This is a genomic window from Dyella monticola (genome assembly GCF_003363155.1).
Classification (GTDB): domain Bacteria; phylum Pseudomonadota; class Gammaproteobacteria; order Xanthomonadales; family Rhodanobacteraceae; genus Dyella_B; species Dyella_B monticola.
Window position 1 is genome coordinate 226,835 of the sequence record NZ_QRBE01000005.1, and the last position, 14,562, is coordinate 241,396.

The window sequence follows — 14,562 nt, forward strand, 5'->3', positions numbered from 1 at the left end:
TGCCTCCCCGACCCGCTTTCCCCCAAAACAAGCCTACATTTCGCCAACTTCGCGAAAGGTTCGATCATAGGGCAAGCTGGATCATGGATGATGCCGGGTACACACGGCATCCCTTCTTGCTTGCGCGTCGGCCCGCTTGCCCGCTGCCCGGATGAGGGTGTTCGCACCTGCACATCCGGTGCATGGGCGGCATGCTCGCCCGGACGATGTGAACGTTTCGGATGGATCAACGGTCGCGACGCAGCACGATCCGCGTCGCGCTGATGCGCGTCGCCTGGATGGCCCATCCTTGCTGCAGCAGTTGCAGGAACGTCTGCTGATCGTTGGTGCGGAAGATGCCGCTGACGTGAAGCTCATTGAGCGACGCGTCGCCGATCTCAAGCTTCGCTGTGCTGTAGCGATTCATCTCGGCCACGAGTTTGGGTAGATCCCAGTCGTGCACGAACAGCTTGCCCTGCGTCCAGCCTCGCGCCTGCTCCGTATCGAGCGCATGCACGGGCGTGATATCGCCATGATCGTCGTACGCGAGGCCTTGGCCGCCGACCAGCGAAGCGCTTTGCAGCGAACCGGCGGGCGACTGTGTGGCAATGGCGAGCTTGCCCTTCAGCAGTGCCACATCGGTGGAACCGTCATCGAGGCGCACCTGGAATTGCGTGCCGACGGCCGTCACCGTACCGTTGCCGGCATGCACCACAAACGGCCACGCATGGTTGCCTTGCACGCTGAATTGCGCTCGCCCATGCAGAAGATCGACGCGACGCGTGCGCGCGCTGTAGCGCACGACCACTTGCGTATTCGTATCCAGCAAGATGGACGAGCCATCGGAGAGCACCACGGTGCGCTCTTGGCCGGCAGGGGTGGCGTAAGCCGTGCCGACCGGATCCGATGGCGTCGATAGCCAGTGCGGCAGGGCGACCACGGCAACAACAATCGCCAGCCCTGCCGCAAGCGTGGGGAACAACCAGCGTCGCGGCACGCCGCGACCCGGTTCCTGCCGCAATGCGCGATAGGCCGCCGCCAGCACGGCCGGGTCTTTGACGGCCTGTTCGCTGTGCTGCCAGATCGACTCCACTTCGTGATACGCAGCGGCATGGCGCGGATCGGCATTGCGCCAACGCTCGAATGCAGCGCGGTCCTCCGCAGGGCAGTCGGCATCCAACAGGCGCGCGAGCCACTGCTCGGCCTGCTGCAAGTCGGGTGACATCCCCCTATTTTCGTTCCGCCTGTCCATGCTTGTTAAAACGTTTTCGTTGAGGAATCGCCTACCTTGCGCCGCAGCTGCGCCAGCGCAGTGGCAAGGTGCTTTTCGACCATTTTGACTGAAATACCGCAACGGCTGGCGATATCCGCATGGCTCAAACCGTGTACCCGCTTGAGCAGGTACACGCGCTGGCACTTAGGCGGCAGCTCCAGGATCGCCCGCGATAGGCGGGCCACCTGCTGGTCGTACTGCGCGCGCTGTTCGGGGGTGTGCTCGCCGGTGGCGATCTCCAGGCCCTCCAGCGCGACATGATCTTTGTTGTGATGACTCTGCGCGACGCGATACTGGTCGTGCGCCACGTTGACCGCGATCCGGTACAAAAGCTGTTTCCAGGCCGACGGCGGCTCCGACTCGCGGTAGCGCATCAGCTTGGCCATGCTTTCCTGCGCGGCGTCTTCGGCATCCTGTTCGGACGCCGTGCGCGCACGCAGAAACTGCAGCAGGCCACGGAACTGGCCGCGCAGAAAGAGATCGAAGCTGCGCGTGTCGGCGCCGACATTCATCGCCGGAACGTCCGGCAAGGCCCCGATCGGCGCACTTTCCCGCTTGTTTTTCATCCCCGGATGCGTACCCACCCCAACCCAGCTTCCAGCGAATGTGACGCAAAACGTGGCGGCATGCAAATCGGGGCACTCGGCAGGATGCGCAAACGTCCTGCTGCGCGATGGCGGCGATTATGAAGCGCATTATTGCAATTCACGGCATCGAAAATCCGCCGGCGATTATCTGGGTTAAATAAAGTGTCATTTTCAGGCGGCGCGATTGGCAACGCGCCTGAAAACAGATCGGCGTAAATAACCCTGCACGTTCACGACCTTAGTGTCGGGCCCTGGCCCTACCAGGCATCGCGCCGTGCATGGGGTGCGGCGCATTTCTCTTGCGTCAGTCAAGGAGTAGCTCATGAATATCGTTTCTCGCACGAAAAAGCTTGCGCTGTGCATGTCTTTCGGTCTGCTGTTCGTTGCCTCCGCGTCCTATGCGGCGCAGTACACCTATATTCCCAGCAATGTGAAAGTGGATTTCAGCAATACCTCAGGCCAGAAAGACAGCCTGGTGTTCCAGCAGGGCGGCAAACTGGAAACATCGGGCATCAATACCTATAACTTCAGCGGTGGCTTCAACGATTCGAACGCCTTCGGCCTCTCGGACGCCGTGATCACCGATACCGCCTCCACGACGGTGACGAGCGATACCCAGGGCGTACTGCCGGAGCAGGTCAATTCCAACGCCAATGCGTATTACCTGCTGAATGGCTTGTTGACGGTGGCCAATCCCACCGACGTTCAGAACCTGCAATCGGGTGCGGGCTATACCTTGACGGATGCCATTTCGGTCAGCATCTCAGGCAGCGGTGTTTCGATTCCTTCGGGCAACTACAAGGCCGGCACGAAATTCGCCGTAACCGGCCCAGTTAGCGTTACCACCGTTGCCGGCACCACCGAAACCGATACCTTCACCGGCAAGATCGTGCTGGGCGAAGTGCGCGGCATTCGCGATGCGTGGGGCAACCTGACGGGGACGCGCATGAACGCGATCCACATCACCGGATCACTGACGGACAGCGCGGGCGAAACGTACAAGATCGACCAAGTTGTCGGCCAGAATGACTTGAACGGCATCACCCCGGACCAGCTCACCCTCAACTACACCTTGACCCAGCAGTAAGGCGCAAGGCGCGCAGTAATCAAGGAGCTGCATCGCGCAGCTCCTTTGATTTCAAGGCGAGCGAACGATGTGCACAGAGCGCTCACACACATGAACACTTCGACCGCCGATGCGACATGGCCGGTTGACATGAGTGGCAGGATTTTGTCACACATACGGGTGCAAGCTCGATCCACGTGTAGACCAAGGCCGATACCTGTATGAATGTGTGTGTAAACCTCGAAAAGAGCGAAATAGAGGGACTGGAAAGCGTCGCGGAAGGCCGTGCATCCGCGGTATCCGCGCCGGTGACATCACGCTTGCTCGACATGGGGTTGATCCAACCGTGCGATGAAAACGGACATGGCATGAAAACGCTGCAGCTCACTCCCAAGGGGCTGTCGTTCATCCGTTCGAGCGACCAGTGAACGAACCGGTCAGCTCAGTATCACAATGCCGCCCGGCAGCGACGTGACCTTTGCCCCATAGGCATCCTGGATCAGCGCGGCCACGTCCGAAAGCTGGTTCAGCGAAAACCGCGCCTGCACCTTGCGCGCTGCCAACGCATCATTGGCAAGAATGATCCGGCCCGGACGATAGCGATTGATTTCGTGCACCACCTCCGACAGCGACTGGCCGTCGAAAATAAGCACACGCCGTCGCCATGCCATCGTGACTTCGATATCCGCAGGTGCTACCTGGCTGACACGTCCGTTGCCGTAATCGGCACGCTGCGCGGTTTCCAGTAACGCGGTCCGCCCCTGGTAGTGGAGCGTGGTCGCGCCATCCAGACCGGTCACCCGCACGCCGCCCTCGTCACAGCGCACATTGCATTTAGCCATCACGCCGACGTCGATACGACCACCGCCCGCGAAGATAGGGATCGGGCCATCGGCCGCCGCCATCGCCTTGACCTGGATTTCGCCGCTGAGCAGGTCGATGCCACGCACCTGGCCTGAGGACTTGCGCAGGTTGAGCGTCGTCTGCGTGTTCATCTGGACGACCACGCCTTGTCCCAGATCCAGCTCGCGCTGCTCGCCCGTGGCGGTGCGATAGTCCGCCGCCATGTCCGACAGCGACGGCCACATCTCAAGCGGTGGATGCAAGACGACGAGTGCCGCCGACGCGGCGACGGCGGCGCCAAGAAAAGCACGGCGGCTCATCCGCGGCGACGTTGCGTCGTGCTCGGATCGAAGCGCGGTGCGCGTGCGCTCGCGCGCCATCCACGCATGCGCGGCAGGCCCGAGGTTTTCCCACAGACGACGGGTTTGGACGAACGCTTCCACATGTGCCGGGCTCTGGCCGCACCAGTGCTCGAAGGCGCGCGCGTCATGCGTCGTGGCCGTGCCCGAGGTCAGGCGCAGCAGCCATTGTTGCGCTTCCTTGTGCAGCGCGGCACGGCGATAGGCGATGGGTTCGGAAATCGGCATAACCCTAAGACTTTTTTCCCGCGCCAGGACCGAACCGCTGCACCACTTTGCGATCCAGCCGCTTGCCACAATACTCGAGCGCCTTGCGCAGCTCCTTGCCGACCATGCGCACGGAAATGCCGAAGCGGCCGGCGATGTCTTCCATCGACACGTCTTCCACGCGCGCCGCAATCAGGATCGCGCGCTGCCGCTCGGTCAGCTCACGCAGCGCCTGTTCCAGCACTTCCACCTCCGCGCGCGCATGCACCACGCGCGCCGGATCCAGCGTATCGGCGCCGATGTTCAGCAGATCTTCCACTTCGCTGCCGGTGAGATAGCGCGCATCGGCCTGGCGCTGATCCGTTGCGGCATTGATCGCCATGCGGAACAGATAACCGGCGGGATTACGCGACACGCAAGAGCTTTCGCCCATGCGCTCAATGCGCAGGTAGGTTTCCTGCAAGGCGTCATTGGCCAGCTCGTCGGAGCCCAGTCGATTCTTCAGGCGCCGGCGCAGTTCGTGACGTCGCTCCATGAACAGGCGAAGCAGCGGCAATGAGGTGCTTTCCATCGCCGTGAGCCTCAATGCACGAAGGGCGAGGCGGCGCTGCAGGCCGACATCTCGGTGGCCCGGCCAGGCAGCAGCAGCAGCGTCAGCGGTTGCGGCAGCCCGGGCGGTGGGGGATCGAGCCTGAGTGCGTCCAGCGTGCGCTGCACGCGTGCGGCCAGCGACGGATTGTTCATGACGCCGAGCAACGCCGTCCGTTCGACCCGGCCCGATGCCGTAATCCACACCTGCAAAGCCAGCCGATACGTACCGGGGCGCGTTTCATCGGACTGGCACAAGGCCGCCTCGATGGGGTTCTGAATCTTTCCGGCATAGCGTTCAATCACGGCTTCGATGTCCCCGGTCCCCAGGACTTGCGTCCTTTCCTGTTCCGTTCCAACCACGGTTTGGCCCGGTTCCGCGAGCTTCAACGTAAAGGCCTGGTCACTGGAATAACTGGCCACCAGGCCGGTTCCTGCAAGCAACTGCTGTAACGCTTCGGTCTTGCTGTAATGCCCATGCGCGCCGGCTGAGCGACGCCCCGCCGCCAGGCCGTTGTCCACGAGTACGGCTTGCCCGGTGATCTCGCTATAGCTGCGCAACGCCGTCAGCAGCGATTGCGGCGGTATATCGAACGCGATCATGTCCTCGATGCGCGGATGGCCGGGCCCCTCGTCCGCAGGCGCGGTTGCCTGATCAGCCCTGAGCGCCGCTTCCACCGGGGATGCCCAGGGCAGCGTCAAGCACAAAACCGCATAGGCAAACCATCGAACTGCAAGACACTTAAATGCTGGTGTTGCGAAAGCGCCGCACGTTGAATGTGCCTCCTTGGACAAGCGTCAGAGCCTATGCCCGCAATGTGACAGTGAGTCGCGCACGCCACGTGTCCGGACACATGACATTGGCGTGTCGAAAATCGCTGTGTACGCCTGAACCATGAAATTTTCGTGACATGGTTCAGTCCCCAAGTGAGCAGTCGGTCTATCCGGGCAGGGATGTCGTGGACGGGCAGGGACGCCCCATACGGATTTTTCGTTGTCACGCGCAACGCTTGGCGTTCGCGTGCGGGGATGTCTTGACTCGTGCAAATGGACGGCCAAAAAGCCGTCGCAACCGGATGCGCATGGCGTGATCAATAGATCCAGACACAGTCGGCAAGGACAGCGCGCGCCACACGGACGTGGCAGGGGAAGGAGCGGTCGGCGCGCACGCTCGCGTTGTGTTGCGCGGCGGACATGCGGCTGTCGTGATTCGGTTATCGGTGAGGCGTTAGCGTCGCGGCGTCGAGAGGAAATGGATCGACTGCAGCCGGTGGCCGATCGGTCGACGCAAGCACGAGGCGGCGAATGAGCATGCGGCATGGACGGAGCATTCCAGCGCGTACGCTGGCGACGCTGCTCGGCATGGCGCTCGCGTGGCCCCTCGCAGCGCAGACGCAATCGCAGGCCTCGTCTGCGCCGGCCACTTTTCAGGTCAACGAATACCTCGTGCGCGGCAATACGCTGCTGCAGTCGGTCGACATCGAAAACGTGGTGGAACCGTACCTGGGACCCGGGCGCAGCATGAACGACGTGCATGCCGCACGCGATGCGCTGCAAAAGTTCTATCAGTCCAAGGGCTATCAATCGGTCGTCATCGAAATCCCGCCGCAGCAGGTGAAGAACGGCGTGATCGTGCTGCAGGTGATGGAGAACAGCGTCGGTCGCCTGCGTGTGGAAGGCGCGAAATACCACTCGCCACAGGAAATTCGCGATGCGGTGCCGTCGCTCGCGCAAGGCACCGTACCCAATTTCAATGAAGTGCAAAAAGAGCTCACCAATCTCAATCGCCAGCCGGGGCAGCAAGTCGTGCCGGTGCTCAGTCCAGGCAGCATGCCGCAGACGATGGACGTCACGCTCAAGGTTAACGATACCGATCCCTTGCACGCCAGCGTGGAGGTCAACAACGACCATAGCGCCTATACGCCGGATCTGCGCACCGTCGCCTCGGTCAGCGACGACAACCTCTGGCAATTGGGGCACACCCTCTCGGCCACCTACATCGTGGCGCCGCAGGATCCGCATGCCACATCGGTGTATGCGCTGTCCTACCTGGCGCCCTTGAATGCGCAATGGAGCCTGCTCGGTTCGGCGTACAAATCCAACAGCAACGCCAACACGCTGGGTGGTACCACGGTGCTGGGCAAGGGCAATGCCGCCAGCCTGCAGGCGAGCAAGCAGCTGCCCGTTCTCAATGGCGACTACACGCAATCGGTGTCGTTCGGCATCAGCCGCAAGCACTTCGACCAGAACATCACGCTGGGCGGTCAGACACTGGATGCGCCGCTCACGTATTACCCGGTGTCGGCGGCCTATAGCGGCCAGCACACCGGTGATAAATCCACCACCAACTTCACGCTCACCGGCAACTTCGGCTGGCGTGGACTGGGCAGCAGCAATCAGGCCTTCGACAACCAGCGCTACAACGCGCGCGACAACTTTGCCGATCTGCATCTGGACTTCGGTTATGTGCGCAGCTTCGCCGACGATTTCGCGCTCGCCACGCGCGCCAGTGCGCAGGCTACCGATTCGCCGCTGATTTCCAGCGAACAATTTGCCGCCGGCGGCATGAGCAGCGTGCGCGGTTACCTGTCCGCGGAAGACACGGCGGACAACGGCGCCATCGCCTCGGTCGAGCTGCGCACGCCCTCGATCCACGCATGGCTGGGATCGTTCGCCGACGACTGGCGCTTCCACGTGTTCGTCGACGGTGCGCGCCTGATGCTGGTCGATCCACTGCCCGAACAGCGCGGGCGGTTCAGCTTGCTCAGTACGGGCATCGGCACGCAGTTCGTCGTGTTCCATAACCTCAACGGCGATATCGAATACGCCTATCCGTTGCGCAATGGCGTGCAGACCAGGGCGCATGACGGACACCTGCTTTTCAGCGTGAAAGCAGGTTTGTAACCACCACTTTGCATGATCCGATAGGGGTTCAACGACAATGCGGTACTTCATTCTTCTATGCACGCTGTGCCTGCTGCTGTTGCCGCGATCGGTGATGGCCAGCGAAGCTTCGTGGTGGAACGACGACTGGTCGTACCGCAAACCCATCACACTGGATACCACCCCGAAGGGTGGCAACGTCGCTCAGTCGACCGGACGCATCCCGCTCCTGATCCGACTGCACCCTGGCAATTTCCAGTTCGATGGTGTCGCCAAAGACGGCGCCGACCTGCGCTTCGTCGGCAGCGACGGCAAAACCACGCTCAATTACCAGATCGAAAACTTCGATCCGGTGATGGGCGTGGCGCAGATCTGGCTCGATGTGTCGGACCTACCGCCGAACAGCCAGCAAACCATCTGGATGTACTACGGCAACAGCAAGGCGCCTGGGCAGAGCAGTGGTGCGGCCACTTTCGATGCGGATTACTCGCTGGTCTATCACTTCGACGAGCAAAGCGGGCAGCCACCGAAAGACGCCACCGCCTACGGTAACAACGCAGTAAGCGGCGCGTTGCGCACAGTGGACGATGGCATTGCCGGCAACGCGGGACGCTTCGACGGTTCCACCATCGTGACGTTGCCGGCCAGTTCCTCGCTCGACCTCAAGGATGGGGCCAGCTTCACCTTCAGCGCATGGATCAAGCTGGATGCCCTGCCGACCACCGCCACGCTGATCTACGGCCACCGTCAGGACAACCGTGCATTGCTGATCGGCATTGACGGCGGTGCGCCGTTCGTGGAAGTGGATGGCGGCGGCGGCCCTCAGCGCAGCACCGCCGGCGCGCCGCTGCGAGCCGGTCAATGGACCCATCTGGCCGTCACCGCCGGCAACGGGCAGATCGTGCTTTATGTGAATGGCCAGCCGTACGCCCATCTCGCTGGCGCGCTACCTGCGCTGAGCGGCAGCGCCACGCTGGGGGGTGATGTTGCCAGCACGGGCAATGCGCCCGTTCCGTTCGCTGCGTTCGTTGGCCAGATCGACGAGCTGCGCCTGTCACGCGCGGCGCGCCCCGCCGCGGCGATCGCGGCTGACGCCGCCACGCAAGGGGCGGAATCGAAGCTGATCAACTATGGCGAAGATGAAAAGAAATCGGGCTTCGGCTTCGGTTACTTCGGCATCATCGTCAAATCGGTCACCACGGATGCATGGGTGGTGATCGGGCTGTTGCTGATCATGGCCGTCATCTCATGGGTGGTGATGTGGCAGCGCGGCAGCTATGTGTCGCGCGTGACCAACGCCAACGAGCGTTTCCTGCATCGCTATCGCGAACTCGGCGGCAATCTGCTTGGTCTTTCCGGTAGCCACGTATCGCCGGCGGCGAAGAACGAACTGGCCGGCTCATCGCTCTACCGCCTGTACGAAACCGGGGCGAGGGAAGTATGGCGCCGTCGCGATGACGAAGGCCGGCTGGTGATTGCGTCGGAGTCGATCGAGGCGATCCGCGCCGTGATGGATTCCACCCTCGTGCGCGAGAACCAGGCGCTGTCGCGTTCGATGGTGATGCTGACCATCGCGATTTCCGGCGGACCCTTCCTTGGACTGCTCGGCACGGTGGTGGGCGTGATGATCACCTTCGCCGCCATCGCCGCCGCGGGCGACGTGAACATCAATGCCATCGCGCCCGGCATTTCCGCGGCATTGCTCGCCACGGTGGCCGGTTTGTTCGTCGCGATTCCGGCGCTGTTTGGCTACAACTACCTGTTGACACGCAACAAGGCGGTCACCGCGAACATGCAGGTGTTCGTCGATGAATTCGTCACGCGCCTGGCCGAGCTGCATCGTGCCGCCGATCTCTCCACGGTGGAAAGCTGAGGAGCGCGCGCCATGCAAGTGCAGGACGAAGACAAACCCTACGACGACATCAACATCACGCCGATGTTGGATCTCGCCTATGTGCTGCTGGTGATCTTCATCATCATGACCACCGCGGCCGTGCAGGGCATCAAGGTGAACCTGCCCAAAGCCAGCGCGTCGGTAAGCCTGGCCAAGCCACAGACCAAGGCGATCACCGTGTCGGATACGGGCCAGGTTTTTCTCGATGCCTTTCCCGTCAGCATGAGCGAACTGGAACAGCGCCTGCGCGAGCAGAAGGCGCTCACGCCCGACTTTCCGGTCATCGTGAAGGGCGACTCCAACGTGCAGTATCAGAAGGTCGTCGACGTGCTCGACCTGCTGCGCCGTCTCGAGCTCACGCAAGTCGGTCTCGTTACCGGCAAGCAGCCAGGCTGACGGGCGCGCCATGTTCGAGCCCGGTTATCCAGAGCGGACACGATGGCAGCGATGGCGCGGGCGCATCGCCGCCCTCGCGCTGCTGCTCGCGGCGGCATGGCTGATGTGGATGATGGCCGGCCACGAAGTAGGCGTGCGCCGCGCCGCGCCGCGCATCGCCACGATTACGCCGCTGCCGCCACCACCGCCACCGCCGAAGGAAAAGCCGCCGGAGCCCAAGAAAGTGGAGGAAGCCAAGCAGGACATTCCCAAGCCGGCCGAGCCGCTCAAACCGGTACAGGCGCCCAAGGCACCGGACCTCGCCAAGCAAATCACGATCAATGGCCCGGCCCAGGCCGGCAACGATGCGTTCAACATCGGCGCCGGTGAAGGCGGCGGCATGCTGGCGAGCGGCGGCACCGGCGTGGGCGGATCGTCTTACGAGCAATACCTGAGTTATGCGTTGCAAGAAGCCATCCAGCGCGACGATCGCACGCGTCGCCTCGTCTTCGACGTGCGCGTGAATCTGTGGCTGTCGCCCGATGGCGGCATCACGCGTGTGGAATTGATCAAGCCAAGCGGCACGCAAAGCACCGACCGCGCATTGCTCGAGGTGCTGCGCGGCGCGCGCATCGATACGCCGCCGCCGGCGAATTTGAGCATGCCGGTGCGTGTGGCCATGCGTGGCTATCGACCCGGTTGAGGTTTCAAGGACATTTATGGAGAACGTGATGAAGTCGCGAATCGCCGCAGCGCTGGGTTCCCACTCCTGCGCGCAGGAGTGGGCAGGATCAGGCGCCAGCCGACAGGTGAGGCAAGCGCTATCGCTGTCGCGTGCGCGCAGGACCATGCTGTGCATCGCTATCGGCGTGTTGCTGGGTGCACAGGGCGCTGGTGCATACGCACAAGACGCAGGCACTTCCGCCGCGTCACCGTCCACCAATGCCACCATCAACCTGATCCGCCTGATGGTCAAGAAAGGGCTGATCACGCAAGGCGAAGCCGATGGCCTGCTCAAGCAAGCCGACGATGAAGCCATGCAAGCACGCCAAGCCGCCGCGCCAGCCGCGGCCCCCGCGGACGGCGCGCAGCCGGGCGACGTGCGCGCGGTTTACGTGCCGCAGAACGTGCGCGATCAAATCCGCGATCAGGTCAAACAAGAGGTGATCGCACAAGCGAAGTCCGAGCACTGGGCCGAGCCCAATGCCTTGCCGGACTGGCTCGACCGCATCAGTTGGTTTGGCGATGTGCACGTGCGCGATGAATCCTGGTACTACAGCCACAACAACTCGCCCTACTTCATCGATTACGGCACGCTCAACCGCACCGGTCCGTACGACATCAACAGCCTGACCCAGGGCGTCACGCCGCCGATTTTCGATTCCACGCAAAATCGCTTGAATATGGTGCGCTTGCAGGCGCACATCGGCATGAACGTAAAACTGGGCGACACCGTTGCCGCGGGCGTGCGCATCGGTTCGGGCGGCGACAACAATCCCGTGTCCACGACGCAAACCCTGGGCGGCGGCCTGATCAAGAAAGACATCTGGCTGGATCAGGCATGGGTACGCTGGCAGCCGGCGTCGTCGTATTCGATTACGGCCGGCCGCATGCCGCCGCCGTTCATGGTCACCGACCTGATCTACTCCACCGAACTGAATTTCGACGGTGTCGCCACACATGGCGAACTGCCTTTCAGCGACGACCTGGGCGCGTTCGCCACGGCGGGTGGATTCCCGATTCAATACACCAGCACCGATGCGCCAGAGCAGGCATTCGGCGACGACAAAGCCAACAACGGAGACAAGTGGTTGTGGGCGGCCCAGCTGGGCTTCAAATGGCAATTCGCGAACGACGCGACATGGAAGGTGGCGCTGGCGTATTACTACTTCGACCACATGCAGGGCCAGCTTTCCGCGCCATGCGCCATCTATACGGGCATCGACTATTGCAGCACCGACAGCACCGCGCCTGACTACATGCAAAAGGGCAACACGGTGTTTCTGCTGCGCGACATCGTTCCGGATCCGTCCTCGCCCGATAACTACGCGCAGCCGCAATTCGTGGGGCTGTCCTACAACTATCACATCGCCGATCTGGTCAATAAGGTCGATTTCAAAATCGGCGAAACGCCGATGGAACTACAGGCCGAATACGAACGCAACATGGCCTATCACGAGCAAGCCGCCTTCGACCGCTATCCGGATGGCCTGGGCCAGCCAGTGAACAACTACCAGTCCGGCACCACGGCCGGCACCAACGGCCCGTACAAGAGTGGCCCGGTGGGCTGGCTGGTGCGCGGCATCCTCGGCACGCCGCAACCGATGGCCTTGAACGAATGGAACATCGCGCTCGGCTACAAGTACCTGCAGCCCGATGCGATGCTCGATGGCCTGACCGACCAGAACTTCCACCTCGGCGGCACCAATGCCAAGGGCTTCATCCTTACCGCCGATTACGGCATCGCACCGCGCACGTGGCTGTCGGCGCGTTACTACGGCGCCAAGCAGGTGTACGGACCACCGTTCACCATCGACGTGGTGCAGTTCGAAATCAGCACCAAATTTTGAGGCCGCAACCGATGAAACGCGCAGCGATAATCGCCGGGTTCCTCTGCATCGCGCTAAGCACCCATGCGCAAGCGCAGAGCTTGGAAGACCAATTGCGCTCCCAGCTTGCCGACACCCGCAGCCAGTTGCAGGATTTGCAAGGCCAGCAGGCGCAATGGCAAACGGAGAAGGCCACGCTGGAACAGGAACGCGACGCGGCCGTGAAAGAGGCCGATGCCGCCAAAGCGGCGCTCGGCAAAGACCGCTCCAGTGCATCGCAGGCCACCGCCGAGCTGGCCTCCGAACGGGCAACGCGCGAGCAGGCCCAGGCACAGATGCAGAGCCTGCAAAAGACCGTGGCCGACGCCACTGCGAAAGAACATGCGCAGCAACAGCACAGTGACGATCTGACCGCGCAACTGAATCAGGTGCAGGCACAGGTCGCCACCTGCACGGCCAGGAACCAGCAGCTCTACAGCATCGGCAACGAGATTCTGGATGCGTACAGTCACATGAGCATCGGCCGCGTCGTGGCCAGCCGCGAGCCGTTTGCGTCCACCGAGCGGGTAAAGCTGGATAATGCGGCCCAGGCGTATGGCGACCGGCTTTACCAGAGCCGTTACGACCCTCATATGCCCGCCAAAAAGCCCTGAATCCCGTGCATCGGCGTTCAATTTGGCGTAGGGTGCGGTTTGGTGCGCCGGCGTCGGCCTGCCACGCATCGATGCCGGAGGCTCGCATGCGTTCATCCCAACTTACTGAATCCAGAGATCCAAACTCATGCGAATGAATCGACCGCTGATAACGCTTGCAGCCATCACCCTGGCGGGTGCGCCGGGTCCTGCAGCGTTTGCCCAGTCCAGCAACAATGGTCCGCCGATGAGCGGCCCTGTCGTATCCGGCGTCTGCTTCCTGTCGCGCGAGGCCATCTTCGCCAATGCCAAGGTCGGCAAGGCCGCCACGGATCGCCTGAAACAGCTGGCTGCGCAGGCACAAAGTGACATCGATGCGGAGCGCAAGCCGCTCGATGCCGATGTGCAGAGCTACCGGTCGCAGGCGTCGTCGCTGACGGCCGATCAACGTCAATCGCGCGAGCAGGCGCTCTCGGAGCGCGTGCAGAAAGTGCAGGCAGACCAGACCTTGCGTGGGCGGGAACTGGAAGCCACGCGCGAAAAGGCCTTTAACCAAATCGCCCAGTACGCGCAGCCGGTGATCTCCGATGCGTATCGCAACAAGGGCTGCGGTGTCTTGCTGGATCGCAACATGGTGCTAGGCGGCAACATGACCAATGACCTGACGCCACTGGTGATTCAGGGTCTGGACGCGAAGGTCACGACCATTTCGTTCAACCTCGAGCAGCTTCCGGCCAGCAGCGGCGCACCGAACGGCACGTCCAGGTAATCCGCGCGTGAACGCATGCGCGTGATGCTACCGTCTGTCGTCGTGTTGCTGAGCATGGTGTCTCTGGCACATGCACAGGCCTCGGCGCAGGCGGTTGCATCGGTGCAAAGCGATGCAACATCCTGCGTCGACGTCAGCGTCAACGATCAGCGGTCATTGTCCTATGCCTGCCTGAATCAGCGCCTGGCGTCGGCCATTCAACCGACGCCGCCATCCCCCATACAGCTCGATGCCGTGGCGCACGCGCCCGGCAATCAGCAAGTCGGGCAATTCAATTTCTCGGCGTTCAGTCACCAAATGGGCAACAGCCTTGGCAAGTCGGTGATCCCGCAGCGCCCGCCGCCGGCAGCGGCACCGCCCTTGCTGGGTGTGCACTAATCTCTTATCGATGTGGCGGCGCTGGACCTTTAGGCCATCGGTATTTTAGACGTTGCTTCGCTGAGGCGAGCGCCCACCTGACGGATCGGCACCTATCCAACGCGCTAGCCTTTGCTTCGCGTGAAAACCCCGCGACATCCCCCATGAAATTTTGATGACACGGTTCAGTCCGTCATCCAC

The 14,562-nt window shown here is 62.3% G+C and carries 15 protein-coding genes; 10 read left to right on the forward strand and 5 right to left on the reverse strand.

Features of this window, described 5'->3' with window-relative positions:
- Positions 1–226: 226 nt before the first annotated feature.
- Both DWU98_RS10915 and DWU98_RS10920 read right to left on the reverse strand, forming a co-directional pair.
- Positions 227–1,204: a FecR family protein gene (locus DWU98_RS10915; protein WP_158545036.1), complete on the reverse strand. Its 978-nt coding sequence runs from the start codon at positions 1,202–1,204 to the stop codon at positions 227–229.
- Between the two features lie 32 nt (positions 1,205–1,236).
- A complete protein-coding gene (locus tag DWU98_RS10920; protein WP_115495580.1) occupies positions 1,237–1,818 on the reverse strand; it encodes an RNA polymerase sigma factor in 582 nt (193 codons plus the stop codon).
- A gap of 343 nt (positions 1,819–2,161) precedes the next feature.
- On the opposite strand from DWU98_RS10920, the gene DWU98_RS10925 reads away from it, so the two are divergent.
- Entirely contained in the window at positions 2,162–2,926 is a 765-nt protein-coding gene (locus DWU98_RS10925; protein WP_115495581.1) for a hypothetical protein, read from the forward strand.
- Positions 2,927–3,126: 200 nt separating this feature from the next.
- On the forward strand, positions 3,127–3,333 hold the full coding sequence (locus DWU98_RS10930) for a hypothetical protein (RefSeq protein WP_115495582.1): 207 nt from the start codon (positions 3,127–3,129) through the stop codon (positions 3,331–3,333).
- Positions 3,334–3,342: 9 nt separating this feature from the next.
- On the opposite strand, the gene DWU98_RS10935 is transcribed toward DWU98_RS10930, so the two are convergent.
- From DWU98_RS10935 to DWU98_RS10945, 3 genes are read right to left on the reverse strand one after another with little or no spacing between them, the layout of a single operon-like run.
- The gene (locus tag DWU98_RS10935) at positions 3,343–4,335 is read right to left on the reverse strand and encodes a FecR family protein (protein ID WP_115495583.1); all 993 of its coding nucleotides are present in this window, start codon (positions 4,333–4,335) and stop codon (positions 3,343–3,345) included.
- A gap of 4 nt (positions 4,336–4,339) precedes the next feature.
- Entirely contained in the window at positions 4,340–4,885 is a 546-nt protein-coding gene (locus DWU98_RS10940; RefSeq protein ID WP_115495584.1) for an RNA polymerase sigma factor, read from the reverse strand.
- Between the two features lie 11 nt (positions 4,886–4,896).
- Positions 4,897–5,604, reverse strand: coding sequence for an STN domain-containing protein (locus DWU98_RS10945; protein ID WP_147293297.1), 708 nt, complete (start codon positions 5,602–5,604; stop codon positions 4,897–4,899).
- A 603-nt stretch (positions 5,605–6,207) separates the two neighbouring features.
- Here DWU98_RS10945 and DWU98_RS10950 point away from each other — a divergent pair.
- The 8 genes from DWU98_RS10950 to DWU98_RS10985 all read left to right on the forward strand — a co-directional run bounded on the left by DWU98_RS10950 (position 6,208) and on the right by DWU98_RS10985 (position 14,382).
- Positions 6,208–7,806 carry a ShlB/FhaC/HecB family hemolysin secretion/activation protein gene (locus DWU98_RS10950; protein WP_115495586.1) on the forward strand — a complete coding sequence of 533 codons (1,599 nt, stop codon included), beginning with the start codon at positions 6,208–6,210 and terminating at the stop codon, positions 7,804–7,806.
- A 37-nt stretch (positions 7,807–7,843) separates the two neighbouring features.
- Positions 7,844–9,658 (forward strand): DUF2341 domain-containing protein, encoded by a 1,815-nt coding sequence (locus DWU98_RS10955; RefSeq protein ID WP_230474802.1) that lies wholly within the window; start codon positions 7,844–7,846, stop codon positions 9,656–9,658.
- A gap of 12 nt (positions 9,659–9,670) precedes the next feature.
- Positions 9,671–10,075: an ExbD/TolR family protein gene (locus DWU98_RS10960; protein ID WP_115495587.1), complete on the forward strand. Its 405-nt coding sequence runs from the start codon at positions 9,671–9,673 to the stop codon at positions 10,073–10,075.
- Between the two features lie 10 nt (positions 10,076–10,085).
- Positions 10,086–10,757 (forward strand): energy transducer TonB family protein, encoded by a 672-nt coding sequence (locus DWU98_RS10965; protein WP_115495588.1) that lies wholly within the window; start codon positions 10,086–10,088, stop codon positions 10,755–10,757.
- A 28-nt stretch (positions 10,758–10,785) separates the two neighbouring features.
- On the forward strand, positions 10,786–12,624 hold the full coding sequence (locus DWU98_RS10970) for a putative porin (RefSeq protein WP_158545037.1): 1,839 nt from the start codon (positions 10,786–10,788) through the stop codon (positions 12,622–12,624).
- A gap of 11 nt (positions 12,625–12,635) precedes the next feature.
- Positions 12,636–13,256: a hypothetical protein gene (locus DWU98_RS10975; protein WP_115495590.1), complete on the forward strand. Its 621-nt coding sequence runs from the start codon at positions 12,636–12,638 to the stop codon at positions 13,254–13,256.
- A gap of 127 nt (positions 13,257–13,383) precedes the next feature.
- Positions 13,384–14,004: an OmpH/Skp family outer membrane protein gene (locus DWU98_RS10980; protein WP_115495591.1), complete on the forward strand. Its 621-nt coding sequence runs from the start codon at positions 13,384–13,386 to the stop codon at positions 14,002–14,004.
- 24 nt (positions 14,005–14,028) lie between these two features.
- Positions 14,029–14,382, forward strand: coding sequence for a hypothetical protein (locus DWU98_RS10985; protein WP_115495592.1), 354 nt, complete (start codon positions 14,029–14,031; stop codon positions 14,380–14,382).
- Positions 14,383–14,562 lie beyond the last annotated feature (180 nt).

What these genes read in the sequence shown, in the direction of transcription:
- DWU98_RS10980 (WP_115495591.1), top strand. Translation starts at nt 13,384, where the DNA reads ATGCGAATGAATCGACCGCTGATAACGCTTGCAGCCATCACCCTGGCG.
- DWU98_RS10915 (WP_158545036.1), bottom strand. Translation starts at nt 1,204, where the DNA reads ATGTCACCCGACTTGCAGCAGGCCGAGCAGTGGCTCGCGCGCCTGTTG.
- DWU98_RS10940 (WP_115495584.1), bottom strand. Translation starts at nt 4,885, where the DNA reads ATGGAAAGCACCTCATTGCCGCTGCTTCGCCTGTTCATGGAGCGACGT.
- DWU98_RS10970 (WP_158545037.1), top strand. Translation starts at nt 10,786, where the DNA reads ATGAAGTCGCGAATCGCCGCAGCGCTGGGTTCCCACTCCTGCGCGCAG.
- DWU98_RS10935 (WP_115495583.1), bottom strand. Translation starts at nt 4,335, where the DNA reads ATGCCGATTTCCGAACCCATCGCCTATCGCCGTGCCGCGCTGCACAAG.
- DWU98_RS10925 (WP_115495581.1), top strand. Translation starts at nt 2,162, where the DNA reads ATGAATATCGTTTCTCGCACGAAAAAGCTTGCGCTGTGCATGTCTTTC.
- DWU98_RS10920 (WP_115495580.1), bottom strand. Translation starts at nt 1,818, where the DNA reads ATGAAAAACAAGCGGGAAAGTGCGCCGATCGGGGCCTTGCCGGACGTT.
- DWU98_RS10985 (WP_115495592.1), top strand. Translation starts at nt 14,029, where the DNA reads ATGCTACCGTCTGTCGTCGTGTTGCTGAGCATGGTGTCTCTGGCACAT.
- DWU98_RS10965 (WP_115495588.1), top strand. Translation starts at nt 10,086, where the DNA reads ATGTTCGAGCCCGGTTATCCAGAGCGGACACGATGGCAGCGATGGCGC.
- DWU98_RS10930 (WP_115495582.1), top strand. Translation starts at nt 3,127, where the DNA reads ATGAATGTGTGTGTAAACCTCGAAAAGAGCGAAATAGAGGGACTGGAA.
- DWU98_RS10975 (WP_115495590.1), top strand. Translation starts at nt 12,636, where the DNA reads ATGAAACGCGCAGCGATAATCGCCGGGTTCCTCTGCATCGCGCTAAGC.
- DWU98_RS10950 (WP_115495586.1), top strand. Translation starts at nt 6,208, where the DNA reads ATGAGCATGCGGCATGGACGGAGCATTCCAGCGCGTACGCTGGCGACG.
- DWU98_RS10955 (WP_230474802.1), top strand. Translation starts at nt 7,844, where the DNA reads ATGCGGTACTTCATTCTTCTATGCACGCTGTGCCTGCTGCTGTTGCCG.
- DWU98_RS10960 (WP_115495587.1), top strand. Translation starts at nt 9,671, where the DNA reads ATGCAAGTGCAGGACGAAGACAAACCCTACGACGACATCAACATCACG.